Origin of the sequence: Enterobacter sp. MGH 38 (assembly GCF_000492855.1) — a bacterium.
GTDB classification, from domain to species: Bacteria; Pseudomonadota; Gammaproteobacteria; order Enterobacterales; family Enterobacteriaceae; genus Enterobacter; species Enterobacter hormaechei_C.
Genome location: NZ_KI535608.1, coordinates 1,060,921 through 1,073,556 on the forward strand (window position 1 = coordinate 1,060,921; position 12,636 = coordinate 1,073,556).

13 protein-coding genes and 1 pseudogene are annotated in these 12,636 nt (G+C 53.4%); 6 read left to right on the plus strand and 8 right to left on the minus strand.

The genetic code is table 11. From position 1 onward, the window contains the following. Position 1: 1 nt before the first annotated feature. Positions 2–238 (minus strand): DUF1656 domain-containing protein, encoded by a 237-nt coding sequence (locus L384_RS06315; RefSeq protein WP_023324544.1) that lies wholly within the window; start codon positions 236–238, stop codon positions 2–4. Between the two features lie 187 nt (positions 239–425). Between L384_RS06315 and slyA the strand changes: the two genes are divergently transcribed. Continuing rightward, positions 426–866 (plus strand): transcriptional regulator SlyA, encoded by a 441-nt coding sequence (gene slyA, locus L384_RS06310; RefSeq protein WP_006808997.1) that lies wholly within the window; start codon positions 426–428, stop codon positions 864–866. A gap of 35 nt (positions 867–901) precedes the next feature. Here slyA and L384_RS06305 read toward each other — a convergent pair. Together L384_RS06305 and slyB are read right to left on the minus strand one after the other, a co-directional pair. Then, positions 902–2,265: pseudogene (locus L384_RS06305) on the minus strand (MASE4 domain-containing protein). Positions 2,266–2,458: 193 nt separating this feature from the next. Next, entirely contained in the window at positions 2,459–2,926 is a 468-nt protein-coding gene (gene slyB, locus L384_RS06300) for an outer membrane lipoprotein SlyB (protein WP_003857604.1), read from the minus strand. Between the two features lie 255 nt (positions 2,927–3,181). On the opposite strand from slyB, the gene anmK reads away from it, so the two are divergent. The 5 genes from anmK (at position 3,182) to pdxY (ending at position 7,764) form a co-directional block, all read left to right on the plus strand. Beyond that, a complete protein-coding gene (anmK, locus tag L384_RS06295) occupies positions 3,182–4,306 on the plus strand; it encodes an anhydro-N-acetylmuramic acid kinase (protein WP_022650944.1) in 1,125 nt (374 codons plus the stop codon). A gap of 93 nt (positions 4,307–4,399) precedes the next feature. Then, positions 4,400–4,723, plus strand: coding sequence for a C-type lysozyme inhibitor (gene mliC / locus L384_RS06290; RefSeq protein ID WP_023324546.1), 324 nt, complete (start codon positions 4,400–4,402; stop codon positions 4,721–4,723). A gap of 57 nt (positions 4,724–4,780) precedes the next feature. Next, positions 4,781–5,437 carry a pyridoxamine 5'-phosphate oxidase gene (gene pdxH / locus L384_RS06285; protein ID WP_003857601.1) on the plus strand — a complete coding sequence of 219 codons (657 nt, stop codon included), beginning with the start codon at positions 4,781–4,783 and terminating at the stop codon, positions 5,435–5,437. 125 nt (positions 5,438–5,562) lie between these two features. After that, positions 5,563–6,837, plus strand: a complete 1,275-nt coding sequence (gene tyrS, locus L384_RS06280; protein ID WP_003857600.1) for a tyrosine--tRNA ligase — start codon at positions 5,563–5,565, stop codon at positions 6,835–6,837. 66 nt (positions 6,838–6,903) lie between these two features. Further along, positions 6,904–7,764, plus strand: coding sequence for a pyridoxal kinase PdxY (gene pdxY / locus L384_RS06275; protein ID WP_023324547.1), 861 nt, complete (start codon positions 6,904–6,906; stop codon positions 7,762–7,764). 90 nt (positions 7,765–7,854) lie between these two features. Here pdxY and gstA read toward each other — a convergent pair whose 3' ends face one another. The 5 genes from gstA to rsxG all read right to left on the minus strand — a co-directional run bounded on the left by gstA (position 7,855) and on the right by rsxG (position 12,629). Beyond that, entirely contained in the window at positions 7,855–8,460 is a 606-nt protein-coding gene (gene gstA / locus L384_RS06270; RefSeq protein WP_023324548.1) for a glutathione transferase GstA, read from the minus strand. Positions 8,461–8,565: 105 nt separating this feature from the next. Beyond that, positions 8,566–10,074, minus strand: a complete 1,509-nt coding sequence (dtpA, locus tag L384_RS06265) for a dipeptide/tripeptide permease DtpA (protein WP_003857596.1) — start codon at positions 10,072–10,074, stop codon at positions 8,566–8,568. A 613-nt stretch (positions 10,075–10,687) separates the two neighbouring features. After that, positions 10,688–11,323 (minus strand): endonuclease III, encoded by a 636-nt coding sequence (gene nth, locus L384_RS06260; RefSeq protein ID WP_003857594.1) that lies wholly within the window; start codon positions 11,321–11,323, stop codon positions 10,688–10,690. Then, a complete protein-coding gene (locus tag L384_RS06255) occupies positions 11,320–12,006 on the minus strand; it encodes an electron transport complex subunit E (RefSeq protein ID WP_003857592.1) in 687 nt (228 codons plus the stop codon). The genes nth and L384_RS06255 overlap by 4 nt, the downstream gene beginning before the upstream one ends. A gap of 2 nt (positions 12,007–12,008) precedes the next feature. After that, positions 12,009–12,629, minus strand: coding sequence for an electron transport complex subunit RsxG (gene rsxG / locus L384_RS06250; protein WP_003857590.1), 621 nt, complete (start codon positions 12,627–12,629; stop codon positions 12,009–12,011). Positions 12,630–12,636 lie beyond the last annotated feature (7 nt).

Below are 12,636 nucleotides of genomic sequence, written 5' to 3' on the forward strand. Positions count from 1 at the left end.
CTCACCACACGGTTAACACGGCAAGGCCAAGACAGACGGAGAGGGTAAACAGGGAGAGATCCATTAACATCGGGTGCCAGATTTCACCGGAATACATCCAGTCGCGCAGCAGACGATGCGCAATGAGCCAGATCACAAAACCGACCATCACGGCTTTAAACAGTGGCGGAAAGTAGACCAATGCGCCAACAATCAGATCCTGGAGGGGCAACCCTGCGGAGAAGGAAAACAACGTCACAAGCAGCGATCCTTTGCGGTGGAATGAGGGCCACAATGGCAGATTTCAATGCGATGGCGCATTACCGTTCAGTGTAAATCATCCTTTAAGGAATGATGAATACCGTGATTGCATTTGTTTTGGCAATACAAATACTGCAAACTATTCTAAAATCACTATAATCACTTAGCAAGCTAATTATAAGGAGATGAAATTGGAATCGCCATTAGGTTCTGATCTGGCAAGGTTGGTACGCATCTGGCGTGCTCTGATTGACCATCGCCTGAAACCTCTGGAACTCACACAGACGCACTGGGTTACGCTGCACAACATCCATCAGCTTCCGCCCGATCAGTCACAGATCCAATTGGCAAAAGCGATTGGTATTGAACAGCCTTCCCTGGTGCGTACCCTTGACCAGCTGGAAGAGAAGGGACTCATCTCCCGACAAACCTGCGCCAGCGACCGTCGCGCCAAGCGGATCAAATTGACGGAAAAAGCGGCCCCGATTATTACTGAGATGGAAACCGTCATCAGTAAAACGCGAGGGGAGATCCTGGCCGGTATTTCACCCGCTGAGCTGGAGATGCTGATCGGACTCATCGCCCGTCTTGAACAAAACATCCACGATTTACAGTCGCGCGACTGACGTTGTTCACTGGCCTTGCTCGTGCAAGGCCTTTGTCATGTTCTGAACACCACCACCCGGTTGCGGCCCGTCTCTTTTGCCTCGTACATGGCTTTATCCGCGCTTTCCACACAGGTTTCAGCGCTGGTTTCCGGCGAGGTAGCGGTGAATACTCCCATACTAATGGTAATCGGTTCCGGAAGCTGCCCACCGCTGCTGGCCTTGTCAAACCCGCTCAACTTGAGGCGAATACGTTCGGCAACCTGATGCGCGACATCGGACGGTGTATTTGTCAGCATGAGCACAAACTCTTCGCCGCCGATCCGCGCCGCGATATCCTGCGGTCGCACCGAATCGGTCAACAGGTTTGAGACAAACTGTAAAACCCTATCCCCCTGCAAATGACCGTAGCAGTCGTTAATGCGTTTAAAACGGTCAAGATCGCTCACGACCACCGACACCGGATGTGTCACCGTGGCCGTGTTTAGCGCGTGATTTAATGAATCATAGAAATAGCTGCGATTATAAAGACGGGTGAGGGGGTCGCGGATGGAATTTTGATAAGACTGCTGATATTTTACATGCGAGTCACGATACAAATTAAATACGTCGGAAAGTAAGATGAAAATAATCATTAACGTAGCGACAGTTTCGAATAACCGTGCCCGGTACCATGAAATATCTTCAGCGTGTCCGCCTAACAATAGCATGAGCAGAGTGACGATATAACAGACACATAAAAAATTGCCGCCGACCCAAAACAAATTCCTCACGCGGGTAATGGCCAACAGGGTGATTAACGTTACTACCCACAGGACGATCAAAATGATATTGATCGCCTGGCTCCAGAGAACCATAAACTGTCGGGTTTCATTATCCACCAGGTCCAGTGTGAGCAGGGTCGAATGGCTGGAATAGAACAATGCCAGCCCAAGCATACAGCCCGTAAAGAGCGAGGCGCCGACAACGATACCAACATGGGCGCTTCGTGAGAGCGCAGAATTGCGCAGGGTATACAGTAATGCTGCGACGATCATCAGCACCGCCATTAAAAAGTGGCGGAACATGTAGAAAATCATGGCGTCATTATAGTTCGCTTCGTTGAACTGATAGAGATCAAGCCAGGCCGGGAAGCTGGCCAGTGTCCCCACCATCAGTAACGCCGAACCGGCAAAGGCCAGGGCAATGGGAACAAGATATAATCGCCTTTTGTCGCACCAGTATTTCATTGCCATAAAACAGGCAATAAACAGATGGAACACCAGAAGAAATATCGTCAGCGTAGGGAAAAACAAAGGTGAAAACGAAGGAACCCATTCAACAAATTTTATAAAAAAACCTTGTAATACGGCAATGATAACAATGCACCAAGCGCGAAGGCCACAAAGCGGTTCTTTACAAATCGACAGATCGCAAGCATAGAGAATTTAAAAATTAAAAAAGGAAAAAGAGATTGCGAAGAGTCTAAGCGAGGGAAATAAAAAATACTTTGCGCACGGACAAGAACGGGTGAAATGAATAATTCACCATGTGAATATATTGTGCCAATATATTATTGGAAATGATGATTTTGGTAAATGGATGCGGTCTGAAAGACCACATCCATCAGGATATTAACGCGGGGAGACGGTGACCTGGCTGCCGTTGCTTGCAAGAACAACACGCTGGCCAGCAGAGAAGCGGGTGTTACCCTGTTTCTGCACAACCATAATAGTGCTGCCATCGTCTTTGCGGATTTCCAGCTCAACGCCCTGAGTTTTGTTCATCGCACCCTGAACGCCCTGACCCGCTACGCCGCCTGCAACTGCGCCCGCTGCGGTCGCCAGAGAACGTCCGGTGCCGCCGCCAATGGTATTACCCAGGAAACCACCCAGCACAGCACCGCCGATTGCGCCCACCACGTTCGTGTCATCGCCACCCTGAATCTGAACAGGACGGGCATTAACGATAGTACCGTATGTCACGTTCTGTACCTGTTTAGCTTCAGAAGCACTATATACGTCGCCGGAGAGTGAACTGTCATTCACACAACCCGCCAGTGTTAAACCAATCAGCGAAACGCCCAGTACACGTAAAATCATTTGACTCTCCTGTTCACCAAAAAACGCCCGGTTGGGGCATCCGTTATGGCTAAATTATATGGCATTCCTGACCACAGTTCATATCTTTGCATGCCGAATAAATAAATTTTACCTGAACAGGGCTTAACGGGACATAAACAAACATCGCCTGTGCTACAGGTCTGAGATTGTTAAAAATTATTATCACCGCATAGCAAAGCCGCGTTATTTATGATGGAGTGTTTGCACTTAGCCCATGTAACGTAAGGAAAGCGCATGAAATCGGGTCGCTATATCGGTGTGATGTCTGGTACCAGTCTTGACGGTGTGGATGTCGTTCTGGCCGCCATTGATGAAAACATGGTGGCGCAGCAGGCAAGCCTGACCTGGCCAATTCCGGTCTCGTTAAAAGAAGAGATCCTGAACATCTGCCAGGGGCAACAGCTGACGCTTTCCCAACTGGGCCAACTGGATGTGCGTCTGGGGGCGCTGTTTGCTGATGCGGTACTGGCCCTGATGCAGCAGGAAAGACTCCACCCGCAGGATATCGTGGCAATAGGCTGCCATGGGCAGACCGTCTGGCATGAACCTGTCGGCGAGGCGCCGCACACGATGCAAATTGGCGATAACAACCAGATTGTGGCAAAAACCGGCGTAACGGTGGTGGGTGATTTCCGTCGTCGTGATATGGCCCTCGGCGGGCAGGGGGCGCCGCTGGTTCCGGCATTTCATCAGGCGCTGCTGGCGCACCCGGTAGAGCGCAGGATGGTCCTGAACATCGGCGGGATCGCCAACCTGTCGATGCTTATTCCCGGGCAACCCGTGCGGGGGTACGATACCGGACCCGGTAATATGCTGATGGATGCCTGGATCTGGCGTCAGAGCGGTAAAGCCTATGACAAAGACGCGCAGTGGGCCAGCCAGGGGAAAGTGATCCTTCCCTTGCTGCAAACCCTGTTAAGCGATCCTTTCTTTGCTCTGCCTGCGCCAAAAAGCACGGGGCGGGAATATTTCAACTACGGCTGGCTTGAACGTCAGCTGGCGCGCTTCCCCGGCCTTGCGCCTCAGGATGTTCAGGCTACGCTGACGGAGCTCACCGCGGTGTCGATCTCTGAACAGGTGTTGCTGAGCGGCGGGTGTGAGCGCTTGCTGGTATGCGGAGGCGGAAGCCGAAACCCTCTGGTGATGGCACGCCTTGCCGCCTTGCTGCCGGGCACCGAAGTCACGACCACTGATGAAGCCGGGATCAGCGGAGACGATATGGAAGCGCTGGCCTTCGCCTGGCTTGCCTGGCGTACGGTTGCCGGTCTGCCGGGTAATTTACCCTCCGTAACCGGTGCGCGGGAGGCGAGCGTCCTCGGGGCCATTTTCCCCGCAAACCCGCGCCATAATCAGAGTTAACTGAAATTCAGCGGGAGGCGTAACCCGTAAAATAGGGAAAAACAGGAGGGCGGTTAGGCCCTCCAGGACCAGGATAGTCTTCGGAATCTGCCCATGAAAAAACTTCTTCTCATTGCTGTACCTTTTCTTATGACCGGATGCAGCGTCTATAACCAGTTCGTTGAGCGTATGCAAACCGATACGCTGGAATATCGTTGTGATGAAAAACCGCTGACGGTGAAGCTGAACAACCCGCGTCAGGAAGCCAGCTTTGTTTATGACAATAAGTTGTTGACGCTGAAGCAGGGAATGTCGGCCTCCGGTGCGCGCTACTCAGACGGGATCTACGTCTTCTGGTCGAAAGGCGACAGCGCCACCGTCTACAAGCGTGACCGCATTGTGCTGAACGATTGTCAGCTTCAAAATCCGAAGCGTTGAGATTTTTGAAGGGGGCGCGCACAATAGCGCCACCCAATCTCACTTTCAGCTAACGCCATGTCAGATAACGACGAACTACAGCAAATTGCGCATCTGCGCCGTGAATACACCAAAGGCGGTCTGCGACGCCAGGATCTTCCCGCCGAACCGCTGGTGCTTTTTGAACGCTGGCTGAAGCAGGCCTGCGAAGCGAAACTGGCCGACCCGACCGCGATGGTTGTTGCCACGGTTGATGAAAATGGTCAGCCGTATCAACGCATCGTTCTTCTCAAGCATTATGACGAGAAAGGGCTGGTGTTCTACACCAACCTGGGCAGTCGTAAAGCGCATCACCTTGAAAATAATCCGCGTATTAGCCTGCTCTTCCCGTGGCATATGCTTGAGCGCCAGGTGATGGTTACCGGCAAGGCGGAGCGCCTCTCTACGCTCGAAGTGGTGAAATATTTCCACAGCCGCCCGCGCGACAGTCAGATCGGTGCCTGGGTCTCTAAACAGTCCAGCCGAATCTCAGCCCGCGGCGTGCTGGAGAGTAAATTCCTCGAACTCAAACAAAAGTTTCAGCAGGGTGAAGTACCGCTGCCGAGTTTCTGGGGCGGGTTCCGCATCCCCATTGAGCAGATGGAATTCTGGCAGGGCGGTGAACACCGTCTCCACGACCGCTTTTTATACCAGCGCGACAACGGTGGCTGGAAAATCGACAGACTGGCACCGTAATCCCCAAAATTTGTTGATTTAAGCGCTAGCGCACACCGCGCTGGCGCTTTATTCTATGGTCCTTTCGCATCAGGCGAAAAGTCGTGTACCGGCAAAGGTGCAGTCGTTTATACATGGAGAATTTGATGGCAAGCAGTAACTTGATTAAACAATTGCAAGAGCGGGGCCTCGTGGCCCAGGTGACGGACGAGGAAGCGTTAGCAGAGCGACTGGCGCAAGGCCCGATCGCGCTCTATTGCGGCTTCGATCCCACCGCTGACAGCTTGCATTTGGGGCATCTTGTTCCATTGTTATGCCTGAAACGCTTCCAGATGGCCGGCCATAAGCCTGTCGCTCTGGTTGGCGGCGCGACCGGTCTGATTGGCGACCCAAGTTTCAAAGCCGCTGAGCGTAAGCTGAATACCGAAGATACCGTGCAGGAGTGGGTAGATAAGATCCGTAAACAGGTTGCACCGTTCCTGGATTTCGACTGCGGTGAGAACTCTGCGATTGCGGCGAACAACTACGACTGGTTTGGTGGCATGAACGTGCTGACGTTCCTGCGTGACATCGGCAAACACTTCTCTGTTAACCAGATGATTAACAAAGAAGCAGTGAAGCAGCGTCTTAACCGTGACGACCAAGGTATCTCTTTCACCGAGTTCTCTTACAACCTGTTGCAGGGGTATGACTTTGCCTGCCTGAACAAGCTGCACGGCGTATCTCTGCAAATTGGCGGTTCCGACCAGTGGGGTAACATCACCTCCGGTATCGATCTGACCCGTCGCCTCCACCAGAATCAGGTGTTTGGTCTGACCGTGCCGTTGATCACCAAAGCAGACGGTACCAAGTTCGGTAAGACCGAAGGCGGCGCGGTATGGCTGGATCCGAAGAAAACCAGCCCGTATAAATTCTACCAGTTCTGGATCAACACGGCGGATGCCGACGTTTATCGCTTCCTGAAGTTCTTCACCTTTATGGATATCGAAGAAATCAATGCGCTGGAAGAAGAAGACAAGAACAGCGGTAAAGCACCACGCGCCCAGTACGTGCTGGCGGACGAAGTAACCAAACTGGTTCACGGCGAAGAAGGTCTGGCGGCGGCGAAACGCATTACGGCGAGCCTGTTCAACGGGACCCTGAGCGATTTAAGCGAAGCGGATTTCGAACAGCTGGCGCAGGATGGCGTACCGATGGTGGAGATGGAAAAAGGCGCCGATCTGATGCAGGCGCTGGTGGACTCCGAGCTCCAGCCGTCTCGCGGTCAGGCGCGTAAAACCATCGCCTCTAACGCGATCACCATTAATGGCGAAAAACAGGCCGATCCGGAATACACCTTTACCGAGAACGACCGTCTCTATGGTCGCTACACGCTACTGCGTCGCGGTAAGAAAAATTACTGCCTGGTCTGCTGGAAGTAATTAAAAGTATGCAGGGGCGTGGGAAACCACGCCCCTTTTGTTTTGACAGGGTTTGGTAAGTACAACATGAAGAACATCCTCGCCATTCAGTCCCACGTTGTGTTTGGACATGCTGGCAACAGCGCTGCGGAATTCCCGATGCGCCGCCTCGGCGTTAACGTCTGGCCCCTCAATACCGTCCAGTTTTCGAATCACACCCAGTACGGTAAATGGACCGGCTGCGTGATGCCGCCGTCGCATCTGACGGAAGTCGTTCAGGGGGTTGCGGATATCGACCAGCTTAAACGCTGCGATGCCGTACTGAGCGGCTATCTGGGATCGGCGGAGCAGGGGGAACATATCCTCGGCATTGTGCGCCAGGTGAAAGCGGCAAACCCCGCGGCGAAATATTTCTGCGATCCGGTGATGGGACATCCGGAAAAAGGCTGCATCGTAGCGCCGGGCGTTGCGGAGTTTCATGTCCGTCATGCATTGCCCGCCAGCGATATTATTGCCCCCAACCTGATTGAACTGGAGATCCTCAGCGAGCATCCGGTTAACAGCGTAGAAGAGGCTGTAAGCGCCTCTCGCGAGCTGATCGCCCAGGGGCCAGAGATTGTACTGGTGAAACACCTGGCACGCGCAGGGTTGAGCCAGGACCGTTTTGAGAAGCTGCTGGTGACGAAGGATGAAGCCTGGCATATCAGTCGACCGCTAGTGGATTTCGGTACACGTCAGCCTGTCGGGGTCGGGGATGTGACCAGCGGTTTGCTGCTGGTGAAACTATTGCAGGGCGCGAGCCTGCGCGATGCGCTGGAGCACGTCACCGCAGCCGTTTATGAAATCATGATTGCGACGAAGACGATGCAGGAATATGAGCTCCAGGTCGTCGCGGCACAGGATCGCATCGCGAAGCCGGAGCACTATTTTAGCGCAACGCAGCTATAGACACTGCCCGGCGGCGCTGCGCTTGCACGGGCCTACGGAATTTGTAGGCCGGGTAAGCGTCAGCGCCACCCGGCTCCCCAGGCCGCTCCGTTAATTCAACCCTTCCGCTTTCAGCGCCGCCGCCACCGCAGGACGCTCCGCCACGCGCGTCATATACGAGGCGACATGGTCTAATCTTTCCATGTTCAACTTAACCGCGCGCGCCCAGCGCAGAACGGTAAACAGATAGGCATCGGCGATAGTGAAACGCGAGCCACAGATCCACTGGTCGTCTTTCAGCGCGTCGTTAACGTACTGCAACTTTTTCTCCAGCAGCGCGCGCACGGTAGGTTTGTACTCTTCTGGCGTGTCCGGGCGGAACAGGGGCGTAAAGCCTTTGTGCAGTTCGGTGGCAATATAGTTCAGCCACTCCAGCGTCTTATAACGCGCAATGCTGCCGGTGGGGGCAAGGAGCTGACGATCCGGTACGTTGTCCGCCAGGAATTGCATAATCGCCACCCCTTCGGTCAGCAGGGTGCCATCATCCAGCAGCAGGGCCGGAACCTGCCCTTTTGGGTTAATCGCAAAAAAGTCATCCCCGTTTTCCAGGCGCTTTTTCATCAGGTCAACGCCGTCCAGCGTGAAATCTTTACCGCTCTCGCGAAGCGTAATATGGGAAGCAAGAGAGCAGGCGCCCGGTTTATAGAACAGTTTCATCGGTAACTCCTTTTTGCTGAGGTTCCAGCTATGTTAGTGCGCGTTCGGATAAAAAAAAAGCCGCTAATCAATTAGCGGCTTCTGTTCAGTCGTTTCCCGATGACATTACGCGTTCGCGGTTTTAATCGCTTTAGCGGATTTGTCGTCGTCCTGCGTCATACGATTCAGTTTAGGTGCGGTCAGCAGCATCAGTACGGCAATCACGGCGGTCGCGATACCAATTTGCATGAACACGGTGCCGTAGACATTCAGGGAAACCAGCGGGTCGGTAACGTTGTCTGGTACCGCCATCAGGTTCGCAATCTTACCTGCGATGATGGCCGCGCCAGCGGTAGTCAGGAACCAGCTACCCATGATGAAGCCCATCAGACGCTGAGGGACCAGCTGCGCAACCATCGCCAGGCCCAGACCGGAGATCATCAGTTCACCGATGGATTGCAGCGCATAGCTCAGGATCAGCCAGTTTACAGACACGATACCCGCGTCGGTCGCGAATTTCGTCCCCAGCGGCAGCACCAGGAATGCGCCAGAGCACAGCACCATACCGATAGCGAACTTGTGCGGCATAGGCAGACGGTCGCCCATCTTGTTATAGATAGCGGCCAGAATCGGGCTACCAATCATGATCCAGAACGGGTTCAGGGCCTGATACTGCTCCGGCTCGAACGCGATACCGAGGATGGAGTGCTCAACGTTGCGGATAGCGAAGAAGTTCAGAGACGTTGGCATCTGGCTGTACAGAACGAAGAAGATGATTGCTTCCAGCATCAGAATGAACGCCACAATCATCTTACGACGTGCCGCACCCTGCATCGCGAAGGCTTCTTTCGCGAAGATAATCACGATACCCAGCGCAACCACGCCCAGTACGGCACGTGCAACGCCCTGGTTATGCAGCAGCCAGGTGGCGACAGCGGCCAGGATCACGATGCCGACGATGGTTGCCAGCAGTTTGCCCATGTGCACGGGTTCGAAGTCTGGTTTTGAACCATAGTCTTTAACCCAGCTACGGCAGAACAGGAAGTTCACAACGGTGATCAGCATACCCACGAAGCTCAGCGCAAACGCTACGCTCCAGCCGAATTTTGCGGCCAGCCATGGGGTTGCCAGCATAGAGAAGAAGGAGCCGATGTTGATGGACATGTAGTACATGGTAAATGCACCGTCCAGACGTGGGTCATCTTTGCTGTAGCAGGTAGAGAGCAGGGAAGATGGGTTCGCCTTGAAGAGGCCGTTACCTACCGCGATGGTAGCCATGCCCATGTAAACCACACCTGCATCGTGCCCGGACCAGGCAACCAGCCCATAGCCAATCGCCAGAACAACGGCGCCCAGCATAATGACTCGTTTAGTACCGAGGACTTTATCGCCTAACCAGCCGCCGATAGCGACGAGGCCATACACCAGGGCGCTGAAGGAAGAGAATAGCGTGATGGAATCGGCTTCAGACATACCCAGCTGTTTAACCAGGTAAACCGCCATGATCCCTTGCAGGCCGTAGTAGCCAAAACGTTCCCATAATTCGATAGAGAAAATGAGATAGAACGCTTTAGGCTGTTTGAAAGCGTTAAGACTTACGCTCTCATCTGTTGGTTTATTGTTTGCAGTAGACACATATACCTCTTTTTTTACATCCCATATTAACGGGGGTGTTCATAGCGTGATGACCGTAGTCCATCCGCTTTATAGTTATATTGGGAGGGGAAACGGCGGGTAATGTTCACTATCCAGCCCCATCTGGCAATACGTTTGTAATAATCTGTTACATATAACTCTGGCGGTATAATCATCGGTTCACGCAAATGTTATGCAGCTTTAAATTTCATTGGTTGAAAATTAGTGGTTTTTTTGACTGTGAGCGACCCTGTTTAATGGCTGTATGGCGATATGTTCTGCTATTTCGGGTGATTGGCAGTGATATAGCCCATGTTCTGAAAAATGACTGGTCTTATGTGCGGTGTTGAATAGACGAAATCTTGTCTGACAAAGGGGTTGGGCGGGTTTTAACAACAAAAATCCAACATCAGGTTATCAGAGTGATCGCGATCACAGATGTATAGAAATTTTTGGTGATGAAAAAACTATTAACCTGTTTGAGTGTTAAATGACCGAAGAATCGACAATGCGTAAAGGAGAAAAAGAGGGCAATTTATGGTCACATGAGAAGATATCAGAGCCCTTGTTAATTCTAAGGGCTTGAACAGGTAAGAAGTAAGGTGGTTTACGCTCAGGGATAGACTTTTTCTTTGTATTCGCAGAGATCTTCGATAATGCAGGAACCGCAGCGTGGCTTACGGGCAATACAGGTATACCGGCCGTGCAGGATCAGCCAGTGGTGGCAGTCCACCTTAAATTCCGCAGGAACGACTTTTAACAGCTTCTCTTCAACCTCTTCCACGTTTTTACCCGGCGCGAAACGGGTGCGATTTGAGACGCGGAAGATATGGGTATCTACGGCGATGGTCGGCCAGCCAAACGCCGTGTTCAGCACCACATTTGCCGTTTTACGCCCGACGCCCGGCAACGCTTCCAGCGCGGCGCGATCTTCCGGGACTTCACCGCCGTGCTTCTCCAGCAGGATCCGGCAGGTCTTAATGACGTTTTCGGCCTTGCTGTTAAACAGGCCAATGGTCTTGATATAGGATTTCACACCTTCAACGCCCAGCTCCAGCATGGCCTGCGGCGTATTGGCGACAGGGTAGAGCAGGGCAGTGGCTTTATTGACGCTCACGTCCGTCGCCTGTGCAGAGAGCAGCACCGCGATCAACAGTTCAAACGGCGAGTTAAAGTTCAGCTCTGTCGTTGGATGAGGATTCTCATCGCGCAGGCGCGTCAGGATCGCAATGCGTTTCTCTTTATTCATACTGCTTTCTCGGGGATCCCTTCCTGTACGCTGCGTTCAGCGGCGCGGCGTTTACGTTTTTCATCAATCAGGTATTTTAACGCCAGCATCATCCCAAGGCCAATGAAGGCGCCAGGAGGTAGCATGGCCAGCAGGAACGGGGTGTCCGTATGGAACACCTCAATACGCAGCGACTTCGCCCAGCCGCCAAGCAGCGCGTCCGCACCGTCGAAGAGCGTACCGTTGCCCAAAATTTCACGCAGAGAGCCGAGGACGAACATGGCGGCAGTCGCGCCCATGCCGATGGAAAACCCATCCAGCGCGGATATGGCCGGATTGTTTTTCACCGCGAAGGCTTCAGCGCGGCCTACGACAATACAGTTAGTCACGATAAGCGGAATGAAGATCCCGAGCGACTGGTACAGGCCAAATGCGTAGGCGTTAATCAGCATTTGCACGACGCTGACCACCGACGCAATGATCATGACATAAATCGGAATACGGATTTCTGACGGCGTCCAGCGGCGCAAAACAGAAATGGAAAAGTTAGTCAGGGTCAGCACCAGCGTGGTCGCCAGCCCCAGCCCGAGCGCGTTGGTGGCGGTAGACGTCACCGCCAGCAGCGGACATAGCCCAAGCAGCTGCACCAGCGCGGAGTTGTTCTTCCAGAGACCCTGGACGATAACCTCTTTAACCTGGCTCATGGTCACTCCTCACAGGTGGAAAGATGATTGATCTGCGCGGGCAGCGTTTCGGCATACAGCCCGGCGCGCTTTACGGCGTTGACCACCGCGCGCGGGGTAATCGTGGCGCCCGTGAACTGGTCAAATTCGCCGCCATCTTTTTTCACCGCGAAAGCAGGATCGTCCTCGCCATGAATCATCTTTCCGGCGAAGTGTAAGATCCAGTCGCTTAAGCGTGTTTCAATTTTGTCGCCAAGGCCCGGCGTTTCGTGATGTTCCGTCACGCGCGTACCCAGTACGGTGCCGGAAAAATCGCTGCCCACCAGCAGCTGAATCGCACCGGAGTAACCGTCCGGCGCGGTGGCTTCCATGACGGCGCCCACGGGGTTATCGCCCTTGCGGGCAATATAAACGCGATGGGGTCCTTTACCAAGCTGCGGAGCCTGCACGACAAAGCAGCTTTTTTGCAGGTCATTATCGTAGAGATCGGATGGGATCACCTGATCGAACAGCGCTTTTTGCTGCTTCATTGCCTGCTCTGCAATGGTGGTTTTCGTCAGTTCATTTACCAGCGCGGTCAGCCCGGTGAGGGCGGCGGCGAAGATCGCCAGCGTGACGCCGTGTTTTTGCATTGTCTTTAGCATGGCGCGA